This is a genomic window from Anaeromassilibacillus senegalensis (assembly GCF_001261775.1).
Lineage (GTDB): Bacteria > Bacillota > Clostridia > Oscillospirales > Acutalibacteraceae > Anaeromassilibacillus > Anaeromassilibacillus senegalensis.
The window spans coordinates 518191-545157 of the sequence record NZ_LN868536.1; the positions used below are offsets into that span (position 1 = coordinate 518191).

Annotated in this window: 32 protein-coding genes and 1 pseudogene; 21 read left to right on the forward strand and 12 right to left on the reverse strand. The window is 50.0% G+C overall.

Annotation, left to right across the window (positions count from 1 at the left end; genetic code table 11):
• Nucleotides 1-78 precede the first annotated feature (78 nt).
• From BN2106_RS04555 to BN2106_RS04600, 11 genes and pseudogenes are all read left to right on the forward strand, one after another.
• Complete coding sequence (locus BN2106_RS04555; RefSeq protein ID WP_050697378.1) at nt 79-414, forward strand: arsenate reductase family protein; 336 nt, start codon at nt 79-81, stop codon at nt 412-414.
• 5 nt (nt 415-419) lie between these two features.
• Nucleotides 420-788, forward strand: coding sequence for an arsenate reductase family protein (locus BN2106_RS04560; protein WP_050697379.1), 369 nt, complete (start codon nt 420-422; stop codon nt 786-788).
• A pseudogene (locus BN2106_RS16705) lies at nt 785-1138 on the forward strand ((deoxy)nucleoside triphosphate pyrophosphohydrolase); the annotation flags it as partial. The gene BN2106_RS04560 and the pseudogene BN2106_RS16705, both read left to right, overlap by 4 nt.
• A 30-nt stretch (nt 1139-1168) precedes the next feature.
• Nucleotides 1169-1549: an SMU1112c/YaeR family gloxylase I-like metalloprotein gene (gene gloA2, locus BN2106_RS16710; RefSeq protein WP_050697589.1), complete on the forward strand. Its 381-nt coding sequence runs from the start codon at nt 1169-1171 to the stop codon at nt 1547-1549.
• A gap of 45 nt (nt 1550-1594) precedes the next feature.
• Nucleotides 1595-3193 carry a peptide chain release factor 3 gene (locus BN2106_RS04570; RefSeq protein WP_050697380.1) on the forward strand — a complete coding sequence of 533 codons (1599 nt, stop codon included), beginning with the start codon at nt 1595-1597 and terminating at the stop codon, nt 3191-3193.
• Between the two features lie 433 nt (nt 3194-3626).
• Complete coding sequence (locus BN2106_RS04575; RefSeq protein ID WP_050697381.1) at nt 3627-5246, forward strand: hypothetical protein; 1620 nt, start codon at nt 3627-3629, stop codon at nt 5244-5246.
• 19 nt (nt 5247-5265) lie between these two features.
• On the forward strand, nt 5266-6015 hold the full coding sequence (locus tag BN2106_RS04580) for a SipW-dependent-type signal peptide-containing protein (protein WP_050697382.1): 750 nt from the start codon (nt 5266-5268) through the stop codon (nt 6013-6015).
• A 140-nt stretch (nt 6016-6155) separates the two neighbouring features.
• Entirely contained in the window at nt 6156-6929 is a 774-nt protein-coding gene (locus tag BN2106_RS04585) for a TasA family protein (RefSeq protein ID WP_082236363.1), read from the forward strand.
• A gap of 117 nt (nt 6930-7046) precedes the next feature.
• Nucleotides 7047-7613 (forward strand): hypothetical protein, encoded by a 567-nt coding sequence (locus tag BN2106_RS04590; RefSeq protein WP_050697384.1) that lies wholly within the window; start codon nt 7047-7049, stop codon nt 7611-7613.
• A gap of 35 nt (nt 7614-7648) precedes the next feature.
• On the forward strand, nt 7649-8473 hold the full coding sequence (locus BN2106_RS04595) for a signal peptidase I (protein WP_050697385.1): 825 nt from the start codon (nt 7649-7651) through the stop codon (nt 8471-8473).
• Nucleotides 8474-8538: 65 nt separating this feature from the next.
• Nucleotides 8539-9147: a hypothetical protein gene (locus tag BN2106_RS04600; protein WP_050697386.1), complete on the forward strand. Its 609-nt coding sequence runs from the start codon at nt 8539-8541 to the stop codon at nt 9145-9147.
• A gap of 130 nt (nt 9148-9277) precedes the next feature.
• On the opposite strand, the gene BN2106_RS04605 is transcribed toward BN2106_RS04600, so the two are convergent.
• The 4 genes from BN2106_RS04605 to thpR all read right to left on the reverse strand — a co-directional run bounded on the left by BN2106_RS04605 (nt 9278) and on the right by thpR (nt 11442).
• Nucleotides 9278-9622, reverse strand: a complete 345-nt coding sequence (locus BN2106_RS04605; RefSeq protein WP_050697387.1) for a phenylpyruvate tautomerase MIF-related protein — start codon at nt 9620-9622, stop codon at nt 9278-9280.
• A gap of 27 nt (nt 9623-9649) precedes the next feature.
• Complete coding sequence (locus BN2106_RS04610; RefSeq protein WP_050697388.1) at nt 9650-9940, reverse strand: GIY-YIG nuclease family protein; 291 nt, start codon at nt 9938-9940, stop codon at nt 9650-9652.
• 19 nt (nt 9941-9959) lie between these two features.
• A complete protein-coding gene (locus BN2106_RS04615; protein ID WP_050697389.1) occupies nt 9960-10847 on the reverse strand; it encodes an SPL family radical SAM protein in 888 nt (295 codons plus the stop codon).
• 61 nt (nt 10848-10908) lie between these two features.
• Nucleotides 10909-11442, reverse strand: a complete 534-nt coding sequence (thpR, locus tag BN2106_RS04620; protein WP_050697390.1) for an RNA 2',3'-cyclic phosphodiesterase — start codon at nt 11440-11442, stop codon at nt 10909-10911.
• A 527-nt stretch (nt 11443-11969) separates the two neighbouring features.
• Here thpR and BN2106_RS04625 point away from each other — a divergent pair.
• Nucleotides 11970-13166, forward strand: coding sequence for an aminotransferase-like domain-containing protein (locus tag BN2106_RS04625; RefSeq protein ID WP_050697391.1), 1197 nt, complete (start codon nt 11970-11972; stop codon nt 13164-13166).
• Between the two features lie 183 nt (nt 13167-13349).
• Here the strand turns inward: BN2106_RS04625 and BN2106_RS04630 are convergent, their stop codons facing one another.
• A complete protein-coding gene (locus tag BN2106_RS04630) occupies nt 13350-14177 on the reverse strand; it encodes an undecaprenyl-diphosphate phosphatase (protein ID WP_050697392.1) in 828 nt (275 codons plus the stop codon).
• A gap of 118 nt (nt 14178-14295) precedes the next feature.
• On the reverse strand, nt 14296-15045 hold the full coding sequence (locus BN2106_RS04635) for an alpha/beta hydrolase (RefSeq protein WP_050697393.1): 750 nt from the start codon (nt 15043-15045) through the stop codon (nt 14296-14298).
• 511 nt (nt 15046-15556) lie between these two features.
• Between BN2106_RS04635 and BN2106_RS04640 the strand changes: the two genes are divergently transcribed.
• Both BN2106_RS04640 and BN2106_RS04645 read left to right on the forward strand, forming a co-directional pair.
• Nucleotides 15557-15952: a VOC family protein gene (locus BN2106_RS04640; protein ID WP_050697394.1), complete on the forward strand. Its 396-nt coding sequence runs from the start codon at nt 15557-15559 to the stop codon at nt 15950-15952.
• A 397-nt stretch (nt 15953-16349) separates the two neighbouring features.
• On the forward strand, nt 16350-16613 hold the full coding sequence (locus tag BN2106_RS04645) for a hypothetical protein (RefSeq protein ID WP_050697395.1): 264 nt from the start codon (nt 16350-16352) through the stop codon (nt 16611-16613).
• Here the strand turns inward: BN2106_RS04645 and BN2106_RS04650 are convergent.
• Nucleotides 16608-17546 carry an AraC family transcriptional regulator gene (locus BN2106_RS04650; RefSeq protein WP_050697396.1) on the reverse strand — a complete coding sequence of 313 codons (939 nt, stop codon included), beginning with the start codon at nt 17544-17546 and terminating at the stop codon, nt 16608-16610. The two genes, BN2106_RS04645 and BN2106_RS04650, sit on opposite strands and share 6 nt — an antisense overlap.
• 270 nt (nt 17547-17816) lie before the next feature.
• Between BN2106_RS04650 and BN2106_RS04655 the strand changes: the two genes are divergently transcribed.
• Complete coding sequence (locus BN2106_RS04655) at nt 17817-18281, forward strand: pyridoxamine 5'-phosphate oxidase family protein (RefSeq protein ID WP_050697397.1); 465 nt, start codon at nt 17817-17819, stop codon at nt 18279-18281.
• 64 nt (nt 18282-18345) lie between these two features.
• Here the strand turns inward: BN2106_RS04655 and BN2106_RS04660 are convergent, their stop codons facing one another.
• The 5 genes from BN2106_RS04660 to BN2106_RS04680 all read right to left on the reverse strand — a co-directional run bounded on the left by BN2106_RS04660 (nt 18346) and on the right by BN2106_RS04680 (nt 22289).
• Nucleotides 18346-19263 (reverse strand): SufB/SufD family protein, encoded by a 918-nt coding sequence (locus BN2106_RS04660; RefSeq protein WP_050697398.1) that lies wholly within the window; start codon nt 19261-19263, stop codon nt 18346-18348.
• A 2-nt stretch (nt 19264-19265) separates the two neighbouring features.
• Entirely contained in the window at nt 19266-19988 is a 723-nt protein-coding gene (locus tag BN2106_RS04665) for an ABC transporter ATP-binding protein (RefSeq protein WP_050697399.1), read from the reverse strand.
• Nucleotides 19989-20222: 234 nt separating this feature from the next.
• The gene (locus tag BN2106_RS04670; protein ID WP_050697400.1) at nt 20223-20732 is read right to left on the reverse strand and encodes a GNAT family N-acetyltransferase; all 510 of its coding nucleotides are present in this window, start codon (nt 20730-20732) and stop codon (nt 20223-20225) included.
• Nucleotides 20733-20805: 73 nt separating this feature from the next.
• Entirely contained in the window at nt 20806-21015 is a 210-nt protein-coding gene (locus BN2106_RS04675; RefSeq protein WP_050697401.1) for a hypothetical protein, read from the reverse strand.
• Nucleotides 21016-21224: 209 nt separating this feature from the next.
• Nucleotides 21225-22289, reverse strand: coding sequence for a hypothetical protein (locus BN2106_RS04680; protein WP_050697402.1), 1065 nt, complete (start codon nt 22287-22289; stop codon nt 21225-21227).
• 198 nt (nt 22290-22487) lie between these two features.
• On the opposite strand from BN2106_RS04680, the gene BN2106_RS04685 reads away from it, so the two are divergent.
• The 6 genes from BN2106_RS04685 (at nt 22488) to era (ending at nt 26956) form a co-directional block, all read left to right on the forward strand.
• Nucleotides 22488-22700, forward strand: coding sequence for a YabP/YqfC family sporulation protein (locus BN2106_RS04685; protein ID WP_050697403.1), 213 nt, complete (start codon nt 22488-22490; stop codon nt 22698-22700).
• Between the two features lie 36 nt (nt 22701-22736).
• Complete coding sequence (locus BN2106_RS04690; protein ID WP_050697404.1) at nt 22737-23912, forward strand: sporulation protein YqfD; 1176 nt, start codon at nt 22737-22739, stop codon at nt 23910-23912.
• A 128-nt stretch (nt 23913-24040) separates the two neighbouring features.
• Nucleotides 24041-25000 carry a PhoH family protein gene (locus BN2106_RS04695; protein WP_050697405.1) on the forward strand — a complete coding sequence of 320 codons (960 nt, stop codon included), beginning with the start codon at nt 24041-24043 and terminating at the stop codon, nt 24998-25000.
• 9 nt (nt 25001-25009) lie between these two features.
• Nucleotides 25010-25519 (forward strand): rRNA maturation RNase YbeY, encoded by a 510-nt coding sequence (ybeY, locus tag BN2106_RS04700; protein ID WP_050697590.1) that lies wholly within the window; start codon nt 25010-25012, stop codon nt 25517-25519.
• Nucleotides 25520-25521: 2 nt separating this feature from the next.
• The gene (locus tag BN2106_RS04705; protein ID WP_050697406.1) at nt 25522-26007 is read left to right on the forward strand and encodes a diacylglycerol kinase family protein; all 486 of its coding nucleotides are present in this window, start codon (nt 25522-25524) and stop codon (nt 26005-26007) included.
• Nucleotides 26008-26020: 13 nt separating this feature from the next.
• On the forward strand, nt 26021-26956 hold the full coding sequence (era, locus tag BN2106_RS04710) for a GTPase Era (protein ID WP_050697407.1): 936 nt from the start codon (nt 26021-26023) through the stop codon (nt 26954-26956).
• Nucleotides 26957-26967: the final 11 nt, after the last annotated feature.

The following is a 26967-nucleotide window of genomic DNA, read 5'->3' on the forward strand; positions in this document are numbered from 1 at the left end:
TTCCGGCCCCATTAGTTTGTCGCAAACGGCGGAAAAAATACGGTTCTGTATGGAAGACCGCCGGTCACAGGAGGAAACATGAACATACAAATTTTTGGAAAAGCAAAATGCTTTGATACGAAAAAAGCGGAACGCTATTTTAAAGAACGCAAAATCAAATACCAGCTGATCGATTTGCCGCGGTTCGGTATGAGCAAGGGAGAGCTTTCCAGTGTGAAAACGGCTGTGGGCGGGCTGGAAGCGCTGATTGACCCAAAGGCGAAGGACGCCGCGCTGATCCGCTATCTGGCATACGACAGTGCGAAAGAAGAAAAGCTGTTGGAAAACCCGGCTTGCTTCCGTACCCCGATCATTCGCAACGGACGGCAGGCAACAGTGGGATATTGTCCGGAAATCTGGAAAACATGGGAGTGAAGCAAATGCGCTATCTATTTATTGAGTACCCCAAGTGCAGTACCTGTCAGAAAGCTAAAAAATGGTTGGAGGAACATCATGTGGATTTTGAAGACCGACACATTGTAGAGCAGAATCCTACCGCAGAGGAACTGGCAGACTGGCAGGCGCGCAGCGGACTGGAATTGAAACGCTTTTTTAATACCAGCGGGCTGGTGTATAAATCGATGAACCTGAAGGAAAAGCTTCCCGCGATGACGTCTGAGGAGCAGTTTGCGCTGCTGGCGACCAATGGTATGCTGGTGAAGCGCCCGCTTTTAATCGGTGAAGATGTTGTTTTGGTAGGATTCCGCCCCGCGGAATGGGAAGAGCGGCTGAGTGGGGCGGTGCTATGACGGAAGTATCGGCGGCGATCCTGCGTCAAAACGGAAAAATATTGATCTGTCAACGCGGCGAGGGCGGCAATTGCTCCCTGCTGTGGGAATTCCCGGGAGGAAAGCGCGAAGCGGGAGAGACAATGGAGCAATGCGTGGTGCGGGAGTGCCGGGAAGAGCTGGGGCTGGAAATCGCCTTGCAGGGTCTGTATGCAAAGGAATCGTATCAATATGGGGACGAACCCTTTGCTTTTGCTTTTTATAACGCGGCGATCCGCGCCGGCAGTTTGAAGAAAAATGTGCATCAGGATGTGCGCTGGGTAAAACCGGAGGAACTGCGGGAATACACATTCTGTCCGGCGGACCGGGCGCTGGTGCAAAAGCTCTCCGAAGAAAAACCTCTGTTGCGGGCGGTGCATCATGTGGCAGTCATTGTCTCGGATTATCAAAAATCGAAGGAATTCTATCTGGAAAAGCTGGGACTGGAACTGATCCGTGAAAATTATCGAGCCGACCGGGATTCTTATAAGCTGGATCTGAAAATCGGGGACTGCGAGTTGGAGCTCTTTTCCTTTCCGGACAGTCCCGCGCGCCCGACCCGTCCGGAGGCCTGCGGCCTGCGCCATTTGGCTTTCCGTGTGGAAGATGTGCGTGCGGCAGCGGCGGAGCTGGAACGCCGGGGCATCGAGGTGGAGCCGGTGCGTATCGATGAGTATACCGGGCAGGAGTATACGTTTTTTATGGACCCGGACGGGCTTCCCTTGGAACTGAAACCGCTTTGATTCCCTTGAGGGATGACATATATCTGAATTTGTGGAGGAACGGCTTTGGCAAGTTACGTAAAAGAAATTGAAAAAAGAAGGACGTTTGCGATCATTTCCCACCCGGATGCCGGTAAAACGACGTTGACGGAAAAGTTTCTGCTCTACGGCGGGGCGATCACATTGGCCGGCGCGGTAAAAGGGAAGAAGGCGGCGCGGCACGCGGTTTCTGACTGGATGGAAATCGAGAAGCAGAGAGGAATTTCCGTCACTTCTTCCGTCATGCAGTTCAATTACGACGGCTACTGTATCAATATTCTGGATACGCCCGGTCACCAGGATTTCTCCGAGGACACGTATCGTACCTTAATGGCGGCTGATTCCGCCGTGATGGTCATCGACGCGGCAAAGGGTGTGGAGCCGCAGACGCGCAAGCTGTTCAAGGTTTGCCTGCTGCGGGATATCCCCATTTTTACGTTTATTAACAAGATGGACCGCGAGGCGCGCAACCCGTATGACCTGCTGGATGAAATCGAATATGAGCTGGGTATTAAAACCTATCCGATGAACTGGCCCATCGGCTGCGGCAAGGAGTTCAAGGGTGTTTACGACCGCAACAAAAAGGAGATCATTGCATTCCGGGCCAACGATGAACTGGCAAACGGACAGCGTCAGGTGACGGCGATTGAGGCAGACCTGAGCGATCCCAACCTGGCGGAGCTGATCGGAGAGGACCACCGCCAGACGCTGGTGGACGATGTGGAGTTGTTGGATGGCGCCGGCGGCGAGTTTGACTTGGAAGCGGTCCGGCATGGAAAGCTTTCACCGGTCTTTTTTGGTTCCGCTCTGACGAATTTTGGTGTGGAGCCGTTCCTGGAAGAGTTCCTTCGCATGACCACCCCTCCATTGCCCAGAAAGTCCGACGCCGGCGAGATCGATCCGTTTGACGATGATTTCTCTGCGTTTGTCTTCAAGATCCAGGCCAATATGAACAAGGCGCACCGCGACAGAATTGCCTTTATGCGAATTTGTTCCGGCAAATTTGAAAAGGGTACGGAAGTCCTGCATGTGCAGGGCGGCAAGCGGCTCAAGCTGTCCCAGCCGCAGCAGCTGATGGCCCAGGATCGTGAAATTGTGGAAGAGGCCTACGCAGGGGACATCATCGGCGTCTTTGATCCGGGTATTTTTTCCATCGGCGACACCATCAGTATGCCCTCGAAAAAGTTCCAGTTTGAGGGCATTCCCACTTTTGCGCCGGAACACTTCGCTTTGGTCCGGCAGATGGATACCATGAAGCGCAAGCAGTTTGTAAAAGGAATTTCACAGATTGCGCAGGAGGGCGCCATTCAGATCTTTCAGGAGCTGGGCGGCGGTATGGAAGAAGTTATCGTCGGCGTGGTCGGTACGCTGCAATTTGAGGTGCTGGAATATCGCCTGAAAAATGAATATAATGTCGACATCCGCTTGGATACGCTGCCATATGAGCATATCCGGTGGATCGAAAACGAGGAGATTGATCCCAAAACCTTGAATCTGACATCTGACACAAAGCGGATTCAGGACCTGAAGGGAAGGTATTTATTGATCTTCGCCAACAGTTGGAGTATTAACTGGGCGTTGGAACACAATGAAGGCTTACAGCTGTCGGAGTTTGGCAGAACGTAATGAAAAACCATGCATTCTGAAAAAGGGTGCATGGTCTTTTTGCGCCGTTTTTCAGGGTGAATTTTTCGAGCGGCAGTAAATTTGGTTAAACAAGATACTATGTTTGGTATAATTTACCTGTCACTTTACCTGTCACACCTTGAAATTCGGGATTTTTAGAATTATACTTACATTAATTCCTAAAAGAAGTCACGAAAAAAGAAGAAAGTCACAAACCTATTCGTTTTTTAATGCGAATTAGAGATGAAAAATATTGTATATTTGCTTAAATGCAGTTTACAAATACCATATAATGGTATAATATTTACCATCAGGTAGTGTATGCTGTGCTTTTAGGCATTGTGTCCCGATGGCGGCTATGCGTCTGGCAATGATTTTTATCTGCCAGAAGACCTGTGTTTCATTGCGAAAATGATGCAGGGAGGGGTACGCATTGAAAAAACGAGCGTTCTTCGTTTTTCTTTCGCTTACGATTCTGTTCAGTGCAATATCTGCCTATCTGACGCAGGCGGCGGCGGAACAATTTTTGAGTGCAGGCGCGTGGCTGACGGATAAAGATGGAAACCTGGAGCAGCAGGACGGATATTATGTCTATACCATTAAAGAAGGCGATATCAAGGATGGTCTTGCGCAGGTTCGTTTTGATCCGATTGCGTCTCCGGAGGTTCTAATTGAAAATCGTTTTCATCCGGGGACAAATACAGAAGTAAAAGTGAAATTGGTCAATGGGACCGATAAGAAACTGATCTTGCAGCCGTCCGATTATACATTTACAACGGTAAACGCCTATCAGGTGGGTGGGCCGATTCCCGTTACAATCGACCAGTACACAGGTTTTAAAACTGTGGAGTACGGGGAAAAGCGAAAGGTCCAGCTGCAGTATGGTACAGCTTATCAATCCAATCCAAACTCTTTTCATGTAAAGGGTTTTGATGATACCTATATTCGATTTAACCTGGCGCCGGTTCGGACAAGCAATATGCCGATGGCGCGCTTGTTTGACAAAGAAGACCCCTACGATGTCACACTGACGGAGGCTGTTCAGGCGGAGGAAAAGATTCAGGGCGCATTTACATTTCTTGATGCAAAGGGACAGCAGCGCAATATCCCGGCGGATGCGGACAGAACATATGCAGACTACATAAAACTTTACTATCAGGTAGATTCTCTGGAAGCTTTAACGGATTCGCAGAAGGAGGATGTGCTCGGCGGGGAGATGGAGTTTAAGAGCTTTTCTGCCGACCAGACAGAGGCTTTCCAGCCGGATACAGCGGATGAGAAGTTTGACCAATTCAAATTGTTTGGAATTATAAAGCCCGGCAACCATTATCAGATACTGGAGACAGACCCGGAACTTCTGCAAATGGGGTACCAGTATCTTTACGGCAATTGTATGCGCTTTACCTTTGACGATGAAACGGCGCCAATCGATGGAATCGCTGTCAGTGCCAAAGGAATGAGCATTGCGGATTTCATGGAAAAAGATCCGGACTCCGCGGCGACAAAGAGCGCAAAAACCATCCTTTCCGGCAAGGAGCTTGCTCCGTCCGGTACTTTAGCATTTGACCACATGGCGTTCAGTTACCAGGCGCCTAACGCCTTTAACTGGCTGCCGCATTGTGTTGATTTTAATGTAACTCTTTCTTTTAAAGTGGAAGACGGCGGTTCTTCCTCCAGTTCCTCTTCCTCCGGCGGTGGAAGCCATAACAGCGGCGGAGGTGGTGGACATGATTCGGGGCGTTCAAGTTCTACCCCGGAGAGTTCCAGTTCTTCCTCCGAGCCCGGTGTTGTTCCGCCAGGTGGGACCTCCGGACAAACCGGCGGGACCGTTGATCCAACGGTATCTACAGACGTGGCAGTTCCGGTAGGAGAAAACGAGCAGGGGGCACAGACCGGAGACAGCGGTGCAGACCAGTCCGGTAGAACGCCTAAGACGGGGGACTATACGATTCCCATGCTTTGTGTTTCCGCTTCCCTTGCGGTTGGGTCTGGCATCCTTTGTCTGCTTTGCAGGGATAAAAAGCAGAACAAAGGCAAGTATGCCCAAAAGTGAGGAGAGGAGGGGAAAGCCGATGAGACGTCGTAAGAACAATTTGATTTTATCTATGGTTGCCGTATTGACGGTGGCCTCGCTTTTAGCCGGTGCGACAGCTGCATGGTTCACCGATACAAAGAAAGTCTCAGCCGATTTTGAGGCGGGAATTCTGGACGTGGAACTCAGCGGCTTGGAGCAGGATCCGGCGGGTACGGAAGTGGCGGTGGAAGAACTGTCCTTTAAAAACCTCCGTCCCATGCAGTTGGAAGCTTTTAACGCGCTGGTGAAGGACCAGGCTGCAGAGAGTGATTCCAGGCAGTTTCAGAAGATTCAAGTTACCAACGCAGGGTCCCTTCCCGTTTATCTCGCGTTCCAGTTGGAAGAGCAGACGCCTCCTGAGGGGGAGCTGCTCTCCGTTTGCCCCAACGAACATGGGGGCGTTCAGAAGCCCGATGAAGAGCATCCGGCGCTTCTTTGCCACAATGATCTGAAAGATCGGTTGCAGGTTCTGTTGTATACCGAAGAGGGCGAGCAGATTGCAGATGTGGACTTGATGCAGGCGCCGTTTGGAAAAGAAGCAGCAGAGCGGATTCTGATTCCAGCGGGTGAAAGCAAGATCTATTATTTAGGCGGCTATCTTCCGGAGGATACTCCCAATTATGTGGAGTTGCCGGAGGGAGATAATGGTTACAAAATGTACAACGGCGGGCATTATCATGCAAAACTGGTTGCAGTTGCCTGGCAGGTGGATGCAGAACAAGCATCTTCGCCGTCCCTGCCTGATTAACCGGCTTTCAGTAGAGTGGATTTTTCAGACGCCTCTGTTGTACCGGCAAACATTTTCCTGGCCGCGCGGGCTTGCTTTTTACACCAAAAGCAAGTTCATAAACCCCATACATATTAAAAAGATTTAGGAGGAAAAAAATCATGACAGCGAAAAGAAAACTAGCGATGTCCGGTGTAGCGATCATCACAGTCCTGACCCTCGTGGCGGGCGCCACAATGGCATGGTTCACTGACACAGAGAAGGTGGACGCAAACTTCAGCGCAGGTGTGCTGGATATCACCGCAGGTGATGAAAATGGAACGCCTCTCGATTTTGAAAACCTTCGCCCGATGGCGGATAAAAAGGCCTATTTGGATGAGGTCAATGCAGTTCTGGATGATCCGGATTATTATGAGGGTAAGGGCTATGATCCGGCTCCGGTTTATGTGCAGGAGTTTGCAATCTCCAATAAGGGTACTCTTCCAGTTAATCTGATGCTTAAGATTGATGACAGAAATCCCGATGCTGACGATATGATTCCCTGGATTGTTGATAATGGAGTCGGCGGCGTAATGCGTATGGGTGAGGATGTCGCCTGTAACAATGAGCTTGGAAAAGCTTACACGGATGAAAATGGTTTTGCTGATGCAAATAACGAGCACTTTAACTTTGTTCTGCTTCAAAAGAGCGATGATGGAAATGATTGGGTAGAGGTTCAGGAGTTGTCCATTGAGGATTTGAAAAAGGGCCATCAGTTGCTGGGCGAAGATGGTAAAGTGCTGGTTCTGCCGGCTGGCGAAACCGTGAAGAACACCTATGCTCTGGGTGCATATCTTGACAGCGATACTGGCAACATGTATCAGGGCAAAGAGTATCATGTCACCATGAGCGTCATGGCTTCTCAGACAGATGAAGGCGCAACTTTTGCAGAATAATTGAATTTTCTTAGTTTACAGTGTACAATGATACTGTAAATGAAATGATTACCGGCGTGCCGGGGCAAACCGCCCCGGCATACCGGCTTATCGTGTTTATGAAGGGGGAGGGGCAAATTGACTAAATTACTGAAGGAATCCTGGCTAAGCCTCACACTGGTTTTCGTCATTCTGGCGACGGTGTGTGCGGCGACTTTTGCGTGGAGAGAAGATATTGAGCAGACAAACCTCACAGCGGAAGCGGCAACCTTAAATGTAAAACTGGATTTTGCCAATGAAGAACCCGACCCAGGCCTGTTAAACCTGACTGCTTTGCAGGAAGGCCAGATCGTGCAAATCCCGTTTTTTATGGAGAATAATTCGGACGTTCCGGCAAAAGTGTATTTTACGGTTAACAGCGACCAGGCGGATCTTTTGGATCAGCTGGATTTTTCCATTGAAGCGAACGGTGAAGCACTGGAAGAGACAGAGGATGGCAGCTTCTTTGTAGCAGAGATTGAAAAGGCGGAAAGGGATGCAGATCCCTTGGCGTATACACTGGTTGTAACGGCGAAAGACGGTGCGGATTTAACCGAATGGAGCATGGATACCATACAGCTTTTTATTACAGCGGATGTGCAGTTTACTGACGTTTCGGCTCCCACTGTAAAGGACTTATACAGCATAAAGAACTCGGAAGAGTAATTTCTGCAAAATCATCAGAATGAAGAGGCTTTTCCATGATGGCAAACTTGAAAAAAATTGGTTCTGTAGTTCTTAAAATATTAAACGCTTTTTTCCTGGTTTTGCTGGTGGTCCTTCTGGTGGTTTTGATTTATTTGGCAGTTGGTTCGCGAAGCTCCGGATTGCCGTTTTTGCAGAGTTTTAAAATTTTTACGGTCATGAGCGGAAGTATGGAACCGACGCTGAATGTCGGCGGCGTCATCCTGGTAGAAAAAGTGGACACCTCCGAATTGCAGGAAGGGGATATTATCACCTTCCTTTCCAACGACACGGCTTTAAACGGTAAGGTGGTCAGCCATCGAATTATCCAGGTGGTTGAGAACGATAATCTTACCATGTATATTACGAAGGGCGACGCGAATGAATCGCGGGACGACGCGGCTGCCATTCCAGAGAATGTCATTGGCCGCGTAATATTCCATGTGCCCTATTTGGGTTATCTTTTAAACTTTATGAAAACCAAACAGGGGTTTTTCTGTATTCTGCTTTTACCGTGTATGATTATCCTGTTGATTGAAACGATCGGTTTGATGAAAAACTTCTGGGCGTATATGGATGAACGGAAAGCTTTAAAGGAACAAAACGGAGAAGCGCCGGAAGAGAAGAAAGATACCTCTGCGTCAAAAGCGGACGAAGGCGAAGAAGAGAACCAAGCGGAAACAGAGGAGCTGCCGGAGCTGCCAGTGAAATCTATGGAGGCAGAGACGGAATCCTCTGAGGCCTTATCACCGGAACCGCTTGCACCAGATACGGGGAACTCGGCGGAACCGCATAATGTGTTCGTTGAAGACGAACAACCAAAAGAAGAAAATAACCTTTAATTTTTACTTAAAGGTGCGATAGATTTGGGTAACCCAAAATCAGGTATATGAGGAGTGTGGTCACCATGAGAAGGAAAACAATTAAGTTGTCGGCTGCCGTTGTGCTGAGCGCGGGTATTCTGCTTTCGCTTGCTGCGGGTATCACGTATGCAACGGAGACAGAACCGGAACCCTATGGGGACCATCAGGAACTGCAGATACCGGTCTATGAAGATAGCACCGACGTTTGGGCCGATTGCGTGGAACCTATAGATTTGGATGAGTCAAAGGAAGCGGCTAAGAATTCAGAAGTAGCAGCTTATGTGGAACCGGCAAATTTAGACGAGTTTAAGGAAGCGGTTAAGAATCCAGAAACAGCGGCGATTTCTGTAAATGCGGAGACGATCACCAGCGCTGTTTCAGTCAAAAGGCCGGTCCATTTGGACGTGCTTGGATATGACGAACTTTCTTCATCAAAACAAAAGGATGTCAAAATAAAGCTGGATCTATCTGAAAAGGTTGGTGGCTTTATGGTCATTCGCGGATTGCCAAGGGAGAAGGTCGAAATCATCGACCAGGGAACGACCGTCCTCTATTGGGAGCAGCAATCCAATGTGCCATTGGAAGAAGAGCCCGTGTCATCGGCAGCAAATGCGGAGACGGAAGCGGCTGCATCTTCAGAAGCAGCAGAATAAATGGTATTTGACACTTAAAAATGATAAGCCGTCTGTCCTTCTAATTGGGACAGACGGCTTTATTGTGTCTTTGTAATATTGATGGGAAAAGAACAAACGGAAGATTTTGCGATGAGTAATATTCGTTTGTTTAAAAATTGTTTCCATTCCATCCCCAATAAGCGGTTTCCTCGTATTTTATGTAGATGCGGGACGGTTCGATTTGCAGATGCTGGTTAAAAATATCGGTTATAGCGGCAGTCATTTTTTGATAGACTTCGCTGTTTGTTTTACCGTAGATTTTAACTTCCACAAAAGCGGCAGGAATTTCGCCGTTTCCCTGAAAATAAATACTGCAATTGTCTTCAAAGGTGAGCATCAGCCAATTTTTGCTTTTCCCGGGAATGAGGCTGATTGCTTTTCCAAGTTCCGTTTTTAAGACTTCTTTTTGCTCCGCCGAAAGTGGCACATTGACTTTTGTTTGAATGCAAGGCATAAAACACCCTCCAGTTTCTTGTTTTTGTCAGTATACCATATTTTTTCCAACAGATTCAAGGGGCGGTGTAATTCGCTTTTTGCTTTTTACCAGTTGTTCCTTTTGGGCATGGGTCAGTCGCTTTATTTGGGCTTCCCGGCGCAGCGCCTCGGATCGATTTTCTGCTGTTTCCCAATAGATCAGTTTTACCGGCAGGCGAGCGCGCGTATATTTTGCACCCTTTCCAATGCAATGTATCCGCAGCCGGTTTTGCAGGTTGGTGGTCCAACCGGTGTAGAATGAGCCGTCCGCGCATTGCAGGATATAGACAAAGTTCACGGTCAGATCCCTCTCTAAGTTAAAAAAATGTCAGCTGACTGTTGGCGTAGCCTTGTTTATAGGCGGAAATAATGTCCCGCATGCGGTAGAGAATTCCCGCTCGGTCGCACGCATCCGCAAATTTGTGATACAGCGCGGCAGCCCGCGGACTGGTGCAGCGGTAACGATCCCCATATTGTTTCATATAGCGCTCTTTCAGGTTTTGCCCGGGAAACTGTTCGTCCAACTTCTGATAATACCAATCCCGCTGATTCTGCCGCAGCGTCATGCCAAAAGCAGGATAGATAAAGCGAACGCCGCTCTCTTGAGCCAGCCGCACAATGGAAAGCACGTTTTCTTCGTTGTCCTCAAGAAAAGGCAAGACCGGCATCAAAAGGATCCCGCAGAAGATTCCGTTTTGTGCAATGGTTTGCAGTGCGGCAAACCGCTGAGAGGAAGGACAGACGCCGGGCTCAATCTGTTTGCAGAGCTTGTCGTCTGAAGTGGTAATGGTCATTTTAATCAGAACTGGAGACTGCTCCTGTATTTCTTTTAAAATGTCGAGATCGCGCAGAATTAAGTTGCTTTTTGTGGCGATGGCACTGCCAAAGCCATAGGCGCTGAGCAACTCCAAAGCGTGGCGCGTCAGTTGCAGTTCCTCTTCAAACGGATTGTATGGATCGCTCATGGCACCCGTTCCCACTATGCCGCTGCGCACTTTCCGGCGAAGATCATTCCGAATCGTTTGTAAGGCATTTTCTTTGGCGCGTACCCGGTCAAACTGATCGATCCGATAGCATTCGCTTCGGCTGTCACAATAGATGCATCCATGGCAGCAGCCTCGGTAAATATTCATGTTATAATCCAGGCCGAACCAATTTGGATCTTTGGTCCGGGTAACAATGGTTTTAGCGGGAACGTATTCCATACGGTTTCTCCTGACATTTTGATTTGTCAATATCTTATCATGAAAGCTGGACATCTTGGCGTCATATTTGCAAAGATTTAACGTAAATTTCCGTATAGACTGGCCGGCCATCTTTTTGTTCCGACTTCATCAGGTGGATGGTCTGAATGATTGCCTGTGTGGATGGGATGGAGTCAGAAAAGTTTTGAAAGTCAAACGACTCATTGACAATGACCTTTCGTCCCAGCGTCAGATGTGGTTTGAAAGGTCGGTCTTCAAAATTGAAACCGTTTGCGCGGAGCGCGCAAAGCAGTTGTCTGTGCAGGGAAGAGAGAGCGGCACTTTCCTGTATGCCTGCCCAGTACAAGACGTCGTCCTCCTGCTGAAATTTTCCTGCACCTTGAAGCGTTATGGAAAACGATGGCGCCTGCACAGTTTCCATTGCCTGGATGACATCCGCAGTACGGTCTGTTTCTCCAAGAAAGGCCAGCGTGAGATGCAGATTTTCTCTGCGTGTAAAATTGCCGGAGCAGGAAACTTCCTTGAGAGATTGGACAGTGGCACAAAGTGTGTCCAACATGGAAGAATTCAATAAAAGTGCAATAAACAGACGCATATCGGTCCCTCCGTAAATTTTTCATTGACATAATTTGTATTCTCTGTTATATTAATGAAAACTACATAGCATAAAAGCACAGACGAGGAGTAGTACAGGTCCTACCAAAGCACAGAGAGAAGATGGTTGGTGAAAATCTTCCTGAGGGGGACGCGGCGAAACTGCCGCAGGACGGATTGTCTTTTGGAAGTAGCCTCCGAGCTTTGGACCGAACGGGTTTTCTTAGTAGGCTTCAACGGGTTCCCCCGTTATAGGGATACGGTATCGGAGTTTTCCTGTACCGGAGAGTGCAGAGAATTTCTGAATTTAGGTGGTACCACGGATCATACTTGTCCGCCCTAAGCTGATCATCAGCTTAGGGCGTTTTTTATTATATCAAGGAAATCGCGGAAGCTTCGGCCTATAAATGTTATGAAAATTCGTTTCTGACACACTTAACCGATAAGCGCTCATAAACGGAGAAACGCAACGGTATTTTATTTGTAAACCCGCCTTAGAATAAGGCAGACAATAAAGGAGATGGTAAGATGAACTGGAAGCTTGCAAAAAGAATGGATCATTTAAAGGCCTCTGAAATCCGGGAAATTTTAAAGGTAACAGAAAACCCGGAGATTATATCGTTTGCGGGTGGACTGCCCGCGCCAGAACTCTTTCCGGTTAAGGAGATCGGCCAAATCGCGCAGCTCACGCTGGAACAGTATGGCGCACAGGCGTTGCAGTATACCACCACGGAAGGCTTCCTGCCGCTGCGCAAGTGGATTGCCGAGCGCATGAATCAGCGGTTGCAGACCTGTTTTGGACCTGATCATATTTTGATCACCCATGGTTCGCAGCAGTCCCTGGACTTGTCCGGAAAGGTTTTTCTGGACGAAGGGGACGTCGTTCTGTGTGAGTGTCCGACCTATTTGGCGGCGATCAGCGCGTTTCGAGCTTATGGCTGTACGTTTATCGAGGTGCCGACCGACGATGAGGGCATGTTGCCGGAGGCGCTGGAACAGATTCTGTCCACAACGCCCCGCGCAAAACTGATTTACGCAATTCCGGATTTCCAGAATCCTACAGGAAGAACCTGGAGCCTGGAGCGGAGAAAAGCGCTTGCCGCCCTTTCGGAAAAATATCAGGTTCCGGTTCTCGAAGACAATCCATATGGAGAACTGCGGTATGAAGGCGCATTCTATCCGTCGATTAAAGCGTTTGACCAGGCGGGGTCTATTCTATGCTGCGGGACCTTCTCCAAAATATTTTGTCCCGGATATCGAATCGGTTGGATTGCCGGAGACCAAGAAATGATTCGGAAATTTGTGTTGGTGAAACAGGGGACGGATTTACAGTGCAATACGCTGGCACAGATGGAGATTTACACTTATCTGCAACAGTATGATATCGATGCTCATATTGCCAAGATTCAAACAGTTTATAAACGCCGCCGGGATTTGACCATTCAATTAATGGAAGAATGTTTCCCGTCGAATGTACAGTTTACACGTCCGCAGGGCGGTTTGTTTTGCTGGATTGTACTCCCGGAGGGAACCAGTGCCCGCGAACTGCTGACAAAATGTCTTGCACAAAAGGTCGCGTTTGTACCCGGCGATTCGTTCTATCCCAATACCGGACGGGAGAATACATTCCGTATCAATTTTTCCAATATGCCGGAAGAGCGCATTCAGCAGGGCATTCAAATTTTGGGCCGGGTTCTGTGCCAGGAGCTTGGAGAGGTAAAATGAAAGATGGCCGGTTGTATGGAATGAAACGCTAACGATATTCTGCATTCTGGTATGCTCTCCTGCTGTCTCAACCGCCGGAGAATGTGCTTGCGTTGACGGCATGAGGTCAGGTATCATAAAAATAGATTGTAAAATAAAAAATCAGAGGGTGCAAAATGCACTCTCTGACTTTTAACGGATCCGTTACCGGGCGAAAACCAGGAAGTATAAGAGTACCAGGGCGCCCAGGCCAATCCGATAGTAGCCAAACGCTTTGAAATCGTGCTTCTTGATATATCCCATCAGGAACTTGATCGCAAGGATGGAGACAATGAAAGCGACGGCCATACCGGTAATCAGAACGGCAATCTCCATGCCGGTGTAGACGAATCCGAATTTTACGATTTTCAAGAGGCTTGCACCGAACATCACAGGAATTGCCAGGAAGAACGTGAATTCCGCCGCGACGGTGCGGGAGGTGCCGATTAGAATCGCGCCCAGAATGGTTGCTCCGGAGCGGGATGTCCCGGGAATCAGCGATAAAACCTGAAACAGGCCGATCATCAGGGCGGTCTGATAGGTCAGATCCGGAAGGCTTTGAATGCGCGGCTTTTTGTTGCGGTTCCGGTTTTCGACAACGATGAACAGAATGCCATACAGAATCAGCGTTACGGCTACTGTGACGTAATTGTAAAACAGTTCGTCAATTTTATCGTCAAACAATATGCCGATGACAGCTGCGGGCAGGCAGGCGACGATTACTTTTGCCCAGAGAGACCAGGTTTCACTCTTTTGCAGCTTGGTCTTTTTGGGAGACAAAGGATTCAGCTTGTGAAAGTACAGGACAACGACCGCTAAGATCGCGCCCAGTTGGATGACCACCCGGAACATCTCCATAAAAGCGGGGGAGACGTTCATTTTAATAAATTCTTCTGCCAGAATCATGTGTCCGGTGCTGCTGATGGGCAGCCATTCGGTAATTCCTTCGATGATACCCAGGAAAGCGGCTTTTAGAATTTCCAATAAATCCATTTTGTTTCCTCCTGAATTGTGATGTACAACAGCAAAACCGCTGTTTATGGCGCGTTACGAAACTATAGAAAAATATGCGGTGATTTCACACAACATGCGGCCTTTTCGCAAACGGGAGTTACGGCGATGGGAAAAAGAATTGCATGGCGCGATGAACCGCCTGATTCCAGAAATACCATTCGTGATTGCCCTCGAACTCTTCATACTGGTAAGCAAAGCCCTGGGTTTGCATTGCTTTTGAGAAACGACGGTTCATATCCAGTAAAAAATCCTGTGTGCCGCAGGCCGCATAAAATTTTGCCTGTGGAGACTGCCGGGCCGCCGTGCCGATAATTTGAAATAGATCATGCTGGGCAATGTCTTCGTAGTTTACGCCAAATAAGCCTTGCAGCTCCGCGTTGTTTTGCCCGGCTACCTCCACCAGCTTGTATATATCGCAGCATCCGGAGAAGGAACCGCAAAAGCCGAAAACGTCCGGCCGCAGTAAGCCGCATTCCAAAGCGCCGTAACCGCCCATGGAGAGTCCGAACACGCCGGTCTCTTCCCTGGATGGGGAGAGCCGAAGAAGATTGCGGGCGAGTCCGGGAAGTTCTTCAGAAAGAAACGTAAAGTACTGTTGACCATATTTCATATTGATGTAAAAGCTGCGCCCACCATCGGGAAGAATGAAGACCGTCTGGTACTGTTCTGCAAGAAGGGAAAGCTGTGCATTGTATGCCCAGCTGCTGTTGTTGTCCGTCAGGCCGTGCAGCATATAGATGGTGCGGTAGGGCCGGTCGGTCAGAAGCTTTTTTCGTGGGGAAATAATGGTGACGGACGTGTCCATTCCCAATATGTGCGAGTAAAAATTTCCCGTCAATGTCGCCAAATAAACGCCTCCTTACAATGAGACAGTGTAAACAGTTGTGTTTTGTGAGGACACTCGGCCTCTATTATACTATGGACAAGTAAAAAAATGAATAAACAAAATAAAAAATAGTTGTGTTTTCTTAGTTCCTGAGTGTTTTCCCATTGGTTTGGCAGAAATTTTTTTTGTTACGTTTAGAAGTGGATAGTCTGAGGATTTTCTTGATGTAAAAAAAACAGCGGTAGATTTCGTTTTGACGATCTGCTATAGGCGCATGGAATGGCGGTAGAAAAGCCAATGCGTCGGGCGCTCCTGAAACTTTTCCAGCTAAATATTTTGTAGTGCTTACCGGTTAGAAGCTTTCCCAATCACGCTCGGGTGTTACAAGGCCCAAGAGCGCAACGTAAAACATATGGAATTCCTTGACAGATTCATCGTTTTTCATTTAGAGTATAGAACAAGAGGCTCATCTTTGGTGTTAAGATGAATTTGCTAGATAGAAATTTGTTGTGAATAAGAGTGGAGGTATTAAATGATGGCACTTAATCTTGTGGGATGGAATGTTGTCTTGGATTCCGATCATGCGGACGAGCTGTCTGCATTTTACGAAAGATTGCTTGGCTGGACGCGGTTCAAAGGTGAAGAATATACAGTCTTGACAAATTTAGAGCAAAAGGGATTGCCAACCTGGATTACCTTTCAACAGGTGGATGATTATGTGCCGCCTGTTTGGCCTGCGGCACTGGATGAGCAACAACAGATGGCGCATTTAGATTTCCATGTTGAAAATGTGGAAGATGGGGTAAAGCACGCGCTGTTATGTGGCGCAACCATGTCTGAAATCCAATTCGACGATCGTTGGCGGGTCATGCTCGACCCCGCGGGGCATCCGTTCTGTATACTGCCTCCCATCATGCCTTGGATGTAAGGACTTAAAGTCCGTTCAATTTCAGCTTACCGAGGGAATGAAATACGCCTTATTCAGGAAAGGGCGCACGACTCATTTGTTGTTTTTGACAGCAGCAGACAGGGCACAGCGATACACACGCTGCGCTTTCTGATTGGGGGCAAGTTCCGGAACCCTCTATGAATACTCCATACAGGAGCATTGATCGCTCTTTTAAAAGCTAAAAATAAGTCCATTTCATGCGCGGACTTATGGCAATACAATAAATAAAGGGCGCTTTGCTGCTTGTATTCTGCAACGGTCCCAGAAAGCACTCGGTAGTACAAAATATCCGTAAAGAACCATATCACTCGTTCCCACTCGCTCTTCTCAGGAAGAGAGTCCCGTTCTCTGCGGAGAACGGCCAAAGGCTCTGCCTTTGGAAACCGCCGCTTTTCAAAAAAGCGGAAAAACGCATTTTGCCCTACGTCACAATCAGAACAAAGGCTGTATTGCAACGCGCCCTTCACAACTGTTTGAATTCATTGATGGTCCGGTTTTCCCGGCCTCTGTGTGCGTTCCGATTGACTTGACGGAAGCGGATTATTTGTTACGTCCAGAGGCGGAACGTCTGGCGATTCTCTTCGACATAATAAAAATCCCTTTCAGTTTAAAAACCGAGAGGGATTTTATACGTTTATGATGCAGAAATATGCGGTTCTGGTTCCAATTCCTCCGATGGCGAAAGGTCTTCCGCGCGTATTTTGACGGAGGAGGCATATTCGGTAGGCGTCATCCCGGTAACCGCTTTAAAACGCCGCGAGAAATAATGGATGGTGGAGAAGCCCAGATTGTGCGCAATTTCTGTAAAGTTGTGCCTTCCTTCCCGAATCTGCTGTTTGGCAGCTTCGATTTTCAGCCCGCAAAAGTATTCCATTACGCCGCCGCCGGTCTTGGCACGGAACATTTTTTGCAGGTTGGAACGCCCAATCAAATTATCCTGACAGACGTCGTCCAGCGTGAGGCTTCGGTTGACGTTGTTTTCCAGGTAAGTAATGATCTTGGTCAATATGTCCTGATTGGCCTTTTCCCGGATGGAAGAGGTGATTTTTACATTGGCGTTGATAATATTGCCCTTGCGGATCAAAGCGATCAGCATCTGTTCCAGGCTAATTTTAATCAGCTGTTCCGCTCCAAAGGGGACGTTTTCCCGGCGTTCTAAACGGTTGATGTAGGGATCGTTCAGAGGGCTCGCGTAGGTATTCCGCGCTTCCCGAATCACACTGGCCAGCAGCATGCTCTCCGTATCGCTGACGCGCAGAATTTTTTGCTCAAAAAAACGCATGGCAGGGGAATGGCAGGCAAAATCGATGACAATGAGATTGGGCGCACTGGTTCCATTTGCCCACAAACTATGGAATTCCATCGGCTTGTGAAAGATAATGTCCCCTTTTTTGAGAAGGTAAGTGGAGGGGCCCGCGGTTACCTCAACTTCCCCTTTGTCCACATAAAGCAGCTCCCAAAAATCGTGCACTTCTCCCGCGAAAAAGAAATCGCGTGTGTATTCAAAATAATGAATGGATACAAACTCATCAATTACAAGTTCCCGCGTAATCTGCGCGTTAAGATACTCCATGGCAATCACCGGTTCCCTACTGTTCAAGATTTGAAATAAAAATGGGATTAGGTGCACAGTTGTATAAATGTATTTATATTTTAGACTAAAAATAAAATGAAATCAAGGGCTTATTATAGAAAATAACAGGACATTGTGGGATATCGTGCAAGTTAATGCATTCATTGGATGACTGATAAAGACAGACGGACGGAAAAACGATTCCATTTTCCAACATTTTGTATTATGATAGAAAATATTACAGGAAAATAAGAAAAGAGGAATTTTAATATGACGCCTGAAGAAAGAGAAAATGAGCGGTATCATTTGGCGCTTTCCGTACTGGAGCAATGCGAATATGCCGTTTTGGCCACTGTAGATCCGGAGGGGAACCCGTATTGTATTCCGGTTTCTCCGGCCTGCCTGAACGGTGCAGTCTATTTTCACTGTGGATTAAAGGGGCAAAAGCTGGATCATATCCAAAACTGCCCGCAGGTCTGTCTGACGGGGGCCACACATGTGTGCCAGGTACAGGATAAATATACCATGGACTTTGACTCTTTTGTTCTGCGCGGGACGGCGGAAATGATCGAGGACAGAGAAGAAAAGACAGCCGCGCTTCGTGCGATATCGGAGCGCTATGCTCCGGACCGCCTGGATTTGTTTGAAACCGTTCTGGCGCGTTCTCTGGATAAAACCGGTGTTTGTAAAATTACGCCGGTCAAGCTGACCGGAAGGCATAAAAGAACGAAATGAGAGTGCGTACAAAGGACCCTTATCCCGCGTTTGCCGGGATAAGGGTCCTTTGTACGCTTCATTATTATTCCAGGAATCCTTCAACAATGCGATTTTCCGCTTCTTTTTCCGTTAAGCCGAGTGTCATCAGCTTGATGAGCTGTTCACCGGCGATTTTGCCGATGGCGGCTTCATGGATCAAAGCCGCATCCACGCAATTTGCGCTGATCTCCGGAATGGCACTGACCGAACCATCTCCCATAATGATGGCGTCACATTCGGAGTGGCCCGCGCATTTTGCGTTGCCGTTGACCTTGGAAAGAAAAAGCTGCTTGGAGGAGTCCTTGGCAACAGAACGCGAAATCAGGTGCGCGCTGGAATCTTTACCGTTTAAATCCACCTCAAAGCTGGTTTCCGCATACTGATTGCCGTGCGTCATGATTTTTTCCTTAATGACCAGCTTGGCGCCGTCCTGCAATACCGCTTTGGAAAAGCGCTTGGTAGAATCTACCCCCTTGATCTGGGTGGTTTCCATCTCCATATAGCTGTTTTCATCAGCCTCAATGTAGGTCTGTGGGTTGATAATGCGCTGTCCGTCGCCTTCGCCGATGCCGATGTGCTTTTCCACATAGAGCACGCGGGCACCCTTTTCCAGAAAGAAACGATGGATGCCGTCGTGTTCAGCAGTACCACAGCCGTCAGAATGGACGCCGCAGCCCGCGATGATGGTCACATCTGCATTTTCTCCGATGTAGAAATCGTTATAAACCAGGTCTGTCACATCGCTGTGTGTGACCAGCGCTGGAATGTAGATTTTTTCATTTTTTGTATTCTTCTTTACGATAATATCAATGCCGGGTTTATCGGTTTTGGATTCAATCCGGACATTTTCCGTGGATTGGCGTCCGGCACATCCGCTGTTTTCACGGATATTAAACGCACCCTGCGGATCGCCCCTCCAGTCGGCAACCAGCTCCAAAAGTTTTTTTGCAATGTGATCCATTATCAGCCTACCTCCTTCGGACAAAAACGGCAGGTGTCTGTGCCGCCGAGCAGCTTTGGCAGAACCTCTTCGCGCGGGCCCTGCGTCAGGACTTTTCCATCGGAAAGCACAACAATTTCGTCGGCAATTTCCATGATGCGTTCCTGATGCGAAATGATAATAATGGACGAACCCTGAATGCCGTTATGCAGTTTACGGAATACCTCGATCAGGTTCTGGAAACTCCAGAGGTCAATTCCTGCCTCTGGCTCATCAAAAATGGAAAGCTGGGTGCCGCGCGCCATAACCATGGCGATTTCGATGCGCTTGATCTCGCCGCCGGACAGGCTCGCGTTGACCTCGCGGTCGACATAATCGCGTGCGCAGAGGCCGACCTCGGATAAATATTCGCATACCCCGGCGGTGGTCAGTTCCCGGCCCGCCGCGAGTGTGATCAGGTCGCGCACCTTGATGCCCTTAAAACGGACCGGCTGCTGGAATGCATAGCTGATTCCGAGGCGGGCGCGGTCGGTGATGCTGCTCTGTGTGATGTTCTGTCCGTTAAAATAAATCTGGCCGGATGTGGGGGAAAGGATTCCTGCCGCCACCTTGGCCAGGGTGGATTTACCGCCGCCGTTCGGTCCGGTGATGACGACAAATTTGCCGTCGCCAACGGTCAGGGAGACGTCATTCAGAATGTCTTTGCTGTTCTCTACATTCAAAGAAATATTTTTAAGTTCTAGCATGGTAACCTCCTCAAAGCCTGTAAAATTACGGCTTTGTATGCCTTGATCTTTGTACGCAGACGGTTAAATATGGCCTAATTGTACCTTCAGCCGCCGGAAGATTTGCTTCCGGCTTATTATACCATGATCTGCCATAAAAGCAACGCGCCATCATTTAAAATATACAAATTTGGTATATTTAATAGTAAGCCAAATGAAACAGATGGAAAGTCTGTGCGAAAGGTAAATCCTCTTTTAGTGTGTAGAACCTTCCGCAGCGGCTTGCAGTGTTTCTCCGGCCAGGCGGTAAATGGTCCAGTCGCTCATGGGAACGGCGCCCATTGAACGGTAAAAGTCAATGCTGGGTTGGTTCCAATCCAGGCAGCACCACTCCAGCCGCCCGCAGCCGCGCTCCACGGCGATAGCAGCCAGCTTTTGCAGCAGAGCCTTGCCGATGCCAAGCCCACGCTTGTCCGGCAGCACAAAGAGATCTTCCAAATGGAGGCCGGCACGCCCTAAAAAGGTGGAGAAATTGTGGAAGAACAGGGAGAATCCGGCAGGTTCCCCGGCGTATTCCGCGATGAGCACTTCCGCCTTGTGTTTTTCGAACAGCCATTCCTTCAGGAGTGCTTCCGTTGCAACCACCTGGTCGCTCATCTTTTCGTATTCCGCCAGGCCTTTGATAAACCAGAGGATGACGGGAATATCCGATTCTTCCGCACAGCGCAGGACCAGAGCGGAGTCGTTTGATTGCTGTTTGTCCATATGGAACGCTTCCTTTCCTGACAAAAAGTAAGGCCGACTGCAGAAATTGTTCTTCTGCAGCAGCCTTTTGTGTTTACAGTTTGAAGTCATCCGGGTCATACGCGCGCAGGGGAGGCAGGTTTTGCGGCGTGCGTTTCAACGGGTCGTAGGAGAAGCTGCGGCATTCGCCCTCCGGGGTCAGATATTTGCCCAGCTGGCAGACACAGGCGCCGTCAAAATCGGAGCTGTGCGCGCAGTATTCGCACCGCACTTCTATATCCTTGCGGAAAAACTTTTTGATCATTCCCTTCAAGTCTGCTTCTGTCCTTTCTTTGATGAAATCTTTCTTATGTGATTATAGCAGAGGCGTTTTCAAAACGCCATACCCTGGAGCAATTTCAGCAAATAAGATCGACAGTTCAGCGGTCCGGGAAGGGTGTGGCATCGCTGGTTCCTGCCGCAGCCTCCCCGTCCATAGTTCCTCGGCGGTCCTTATTCATGAATTGCAATCGATTAAACGTTTCCGCGTGCCGGGATGGAGTCTTTCTTTGTTTGAAACAGCAGCAGGATGCAAAGCGCCAGAATGGCAATGGCAGCAGGCACAGAGCCAGCCAGAGACGCATGCAACGGCGCGCTGGTATTGCTGAAAACCGAAACGCTCGCCGGGAACAGCTGGCAAAGCCCAAAGGTAATGCTTCCCGCAAGAAGACCGTGGAACAGGCGGAACAGCATGAAGCGGGGCAGGCCAATTGGGATGCCGGAGATGGAAGAAAGGATTTGGAAATGCACGCAGATTCCGCCCCAGCCGATGGCAAAGGAAAAGATCCACAGGGGGAATTGCAGGCTGGCGGCGTCGCTGCATCCGCCGGTTACTTCCAGCAGGGCGGAAAGGAAACCGGAGGCGCAGGGGTCGGTGACAAAAATACGCAGTAAGGCGAGTAGGACGGCAAACAGGACGACAAAGCAGCACATGGAGAGCATGGAGCGCGCCGCGTCCGACGCGGAGCAAATCAGTGCTTCCGCCGCGCCCATGCGGTTTCCGCGGCTCTTTTTTGTTGAGAAATCCCGCTTGACGCCGATGCTGCACAAAACGCCCAGGAGAAGGGAGGCCAGCAGCTGGGAAACAAGCAGGATGATCCCGGCTTCCGTACTGTGCAGCAGGCTTGCGCCGACGACGCTCAGGACAAACGCCGGCCCTGCGTTGACACAGAAGCAGAGCATACGCGCCGCCTGTTCCGGTGTGATTTCCCCTTCCTGGCAGAGGGCGGCGATGGCGCGCGCGCCGACGGGATAACCACCCACCATGCTCATCACAATGGCTGCTGCCGTGCAGCCCGGCAGCCCGAACAAAAGCTGGCAGGGCTTAGCCGTCAATCGTCCAATCGAGGCTGCAAGGCCGGATTTTACCACAAAGACAGAGAGCGCCATAAAGGGAAACAGGGAGGGAATCAGAATATCGATGCAGGTACTGATGCCTTTTTTAGCGCCAGCGGCGGCCTGGGCAGGATAAAACAGCAGCAGGGCGGCAACGCACAGGACGCCCAGAGGCAGGAAAAAGCGCAGCAAGCGTTTCTTCATGGAAATCCATCCTTTCAAGGGAAATGAGAAACAGTCGGACTGTTTTTCTTTCGTACTACCGCATATATATTATCGGTGGGCAGGTATTATTTGTTTTCCTGTCTGCATACCCTTGTTAAGTAATCAATGAGGAACTTGAGGTGAGTCGGATTGGCGGAAAAAAATTCGGAGAGACGGTTAACTCGCAGGCTCAACAGCATGCAGATGCCCACCCATATGGAGATCAACGGAAACCGTGAGGTGATTATGGAAGGGTGCCGCGGCGTGCTGGAATATGACACCGATGTGGTGCGCATCCGCACCAACCGCATGACGGTTCGCTTCACCGGGCGCAGCCTGGTCATCAAATGCCTGACGGTGGATTCCCTGGTGGTGGAGGGGTTTATTACAGGAATCGAATTCCTGCCATAGAGCTGGGACGGAGAAAAAACGGGGAGGTCTGCAAAAATGTATATTTTACGGGTCCTGCGTTGGATTATGGGCTATGTGCGTTTTTCCATCAGCGGTTCGCCTGAGCGGTTTTTGAACCAGTGTGCCCGGAGCGGCGTCAGCCTGTGGGACATCCGGAAAGCAGACGGCTTCAGCGCCTGCATTGCCGCGGGCGGATACCGCGACCTTCTGAGCTGTGCGTTTAAATCGAAGACGGTCCTGCGCGTCCAAGAGCGGCACGGCCTGCCGTTCCGCGCCGCTTTCCTGCGCAAACGCAGGGGGCTTGTGGCAGGAGCCGTACTGGCGCTTGTTTTGATGCAGTTTTTTTCCCTGCATTTCTGGAGCATCGACGTTGTGGGCAACGCGGCCATCCCGACGGAGCAGATCGAAGCCAGTATCTATGAGATGGGCCTGAAACCCGGCGTATGGAAAAAAGACGTGGACCCGCAGCTGTTGCAGCAGCAGATCATGGCGGCGTTTCCACAGATCAGCTGGCTTTCTGTCAATACAGCGGGATGTACCGTTACCGTGCAGTTGCAGGAGCGCGTGGCAAAGCCGGACATCGACGCACGCAATCAAGTCTGCAATGTAACGGCGAAAACCACGGGCCAGATCATCTATATGGACGTCTATTCCGGAACGCCGGAGGTCAAGGAGGGCGACGCGGTCGTCGAGGGACAGCTGCTTATCAACGCCGTGGTGGAGGATACCAACGGCGGCAGTACGCTCAAACACGCGGCGGGAAAAATCGTTGCCGCGACGACCCGTTCCTTTGCAGCGGAAACACCGATGACCAAAGAGGTCGCGGAGCCGACGGGGCATGTGGTTGTCCGCCGCAGCGCCACGTTGTTTGGTATCCGTCTGCCGTTGAGCTTTACTGGCAAACCGGACGGCGTTTACCGGCTGGATACGGAGCAGGTAAAAATCCGGCTGATGAACGCACTTCTGCCGGTTTCCCTTTATACGGAGACTTGGACGGAGGAAAATCGGCGCACTGTGCCGGTGACGCAGGAGGAAGCCCTCTCCAACGCCAGGCAGGATGTTGCGCGCCAGCAGAAAGAGCAGATGGGAGAAGCAAAGATTACGGCGGAGCGGGAACAATTCCGCGTACAGGACGGCAAACTGCTTTATACCGTGGAGGTGGACTGCGAGGAGGAGATTGGCGTCGAGACAGAACTTTTTTTGGAATCATGATTTTTTTATGAATTTTGCGGTCAAATTAATGACGAACGTTTTTTTGTATGCTATAATCATTTTAATCAGATAGACGGCGCAGATGCCCCGGCAGGGCAATTTCTTGCTGCGCTCATGGAGCGAAAAGGATGTTTGAACAAAGAATCAATATAGACCGTATGGAGCAGGCCGTGGCACTATTCGGCAGCTTCGATGAAAATATCAAACTGATCGAGCACGAGTACGCGGTCGGCGTCATCGGGCGCGGTTCGGAAATCAAGGTGAACGGGGAGCCGGAGAATGTGGCGAAGGCCGTCCGGGTGATTGAAAGCCTGCTGTCCCTGATCAACCGCGGAGAGGCCCTGAGCGAACAGAATGTGCGTTACTGCATTTCACTGGTCAACGAGGGCACGGAGGAAAAGATTGAGACGCTGGCGGGGGACTGCATCTGTGTGACCTCCAAGGGCAAACCGGTAAAGCCCAAGACGTTGGGACAGAAAAAGTACTGCAACGCCATCAAAAAGAATACCATCACCATCGGCGTCGGCCCGGCGGGAACCGGAAAGACGTATCTGGCTGTTGCGCTGGCGGTCACGGCGTTCCGGGCACAGCAGGTAAACCGGATCATTCTGACGCGGCCTGCGGTAGAAGCCGGCGAAAAGCTGGGCTTCCTGCCTGGCGACCTGCAGCAGAAAGTAGACCCGTACCTGCGCCCCCTGTATGATGCGCTGTTTGACATGCTCGGTGCAGAGACCTACCAGAAGTATGTGGAGCGCGGCAATATTGAGGTTGCGCCGCTGGCATACATGCGCGGCAGAACGTTGGATGACAGCTTTATCATCCTGGACGAGGCGCAGAACACCACGCCGGAGCAGATGAAGATGTTTTTAACCCGTCTTGGCTTTGGCTCCAAAATGGTGATCACGGGAGACATTACGCAGATCGACCTGCCGGACGGACGCCATTCCGGTCTGAAGGAGGCCGTTCGGGTTTTGCGTAATATTGAAGATATTGAGCAGGTTACCTTTAACGAAAAAGATGTGGTGCGCCACAGGCTGGTGCAGGACATCATCAAAGCATATGAGAAATTTCAGGAAGGCAGGCGTTAATTGAAGAACATGGAAAAGGTAAGAGTCGTCATTGACAACAGACAAAAAGAAGTAAAGATCCCAACAGGCCTGCGCATGCTTGTGCGCCGCTGCTGCAATGCGGTGCTGCGGATGGAAGAATTCAAGGAGCCTGCGGAAATCAGCGTGACGTTTGTGGACAACAAACAGATTCAGGAGCTGAATAAACAATACCGCGGCAAAGATATGCCCACGGATGTGCTTTCTTTCCCGATGGGTGATAACGGCGTGTATGATGAGAACCATGCCACGGGCGCAAAGATCCTGGGCGATATCGTCATTTCAATGGAAAAGGCAGTGGAGCAGGCGTCGTGTTACGGCCATGGGCTGGACCGTGAGGTCGGCTATCTGACGGCGCATTCCATGCTGCATCTGCTCGGTTACGACCATGAGAACGGCGGCATCGAGCGTGTCCATATGCGCGAAAAGGAAGAGCAGGTCATGACCCAGTTGGGACTGCCTGCCTCCAGCAGTTATGTTCTGGATGAGGATGAGGAGTAAGATTGCGTTTTATTAAAAGCCTGAAATACGCTTTTAGAGGAATCGTCTACTGTATCAATAACGAGCGGAACATGCGGATACATACGGTGGCAGCGCTGTATGTGTTCGTCTTTTCGCTCTTTTTTGAATTGTCACGGGAGCGGTATGCCCTGTTGTTCATTACCTTTGCGCTGGTGATGATGGCGGAGGTGTTCAACACGGTCGCCGAGGAAATTTCCGACTTGATGGCGCCGAGTTTTCATCCCGTGGTGCGCATCGTCAAGGATATGGCGGCCGGCAGTGTTTTGATCTGCGCCGGTTTTTCCGTAGGCGTCGGCATTTGCCTTTTTTGGCAGCCCGCCGTTTTCCTTCAAATCTGGCGCTTTTTTGCGGACAACCCTGTCATGCTCGTCCTGCTGGTGCTGGCAACGGCGCTGGCGCTGGTGTACATAATCGCCGGGCCGATGGGAATCCGCGATTTCTTCAAGAAAAAACATGTGATCAAGTGAGAGGGATACAATTTTGAGCGAGTTAAAAAATATTGAGATCCGTACGGATGACAAAACCGCGTTTGTCGCGATTGTAGGCCGGCCCAATGTGGGCAAAAGCTCCCTGCTGAACCGCATGCTGGGGCAGAAGGTGGCGATTGTTTCCAGCAAGCCGCAGACGACGCGCACGCGCATCATGGGCGTTTTGACGGAGGAAGCCGTGCAGCTGGTCTTTATTGACACGCCCGGTTTGATGAAGCCGCGCAACCGGCTGGGCGATTTTATGGTGCGTTCTGTCTCAGAGTCTGTTTCCGGCGTGGACGCCTGCCTGCTGGTGGTGGAAGCCGGACAGCGGATTTCCCCGGCAGACGAAGAGCTGATCAAAAAATTCCGGTCGATGGACATGCCCGCCGTGCTGGCAATCAATAAAATCGACCTGCTGCAGGATAAAACCGTCCTGATGGCACAGATCGCGGCGCTTTCCGCACAATATAATTTTGCGGCGGTGGTGCCGGTTTCCGCACAGACGGGCGACGGTATGCGCGATCTGGTAGACGAGCTGGAGAAGCTCGCCATGCCGGGCGGGCACTTTTTTGACGACGATACCCTGACCGATCAGCCGGAGCGCGTGCTGGCGGGGGAGATCGTCCGCGAGAAGCTGCTGCGCCTGCTGGATAAGGAAATTCCGCACGGCGTGGCTGTTGCGGTAGAGCGCATGCGCGAGCAGGACAACGGGACGACGGAAATACACGCTACGATTTTCTGCGAGCGGGATTCGCACAAGGGCATTATCATTGGAAAGAACGGCTCTATGCTGAAAAAAGTGGGAACGTATGCCCGGCAGGATATGGAAGCGTTTTTCGGCTGCAAAATCAATTTGCAGCTTTGGGTCAAGGTGAAAGAGGGCTGGCGCGACAGCGAGGCCGTTTTGCGCAGTCTGGGGTATGACAGCAACAGCTTTGACGCGTAAACCGTTCATTC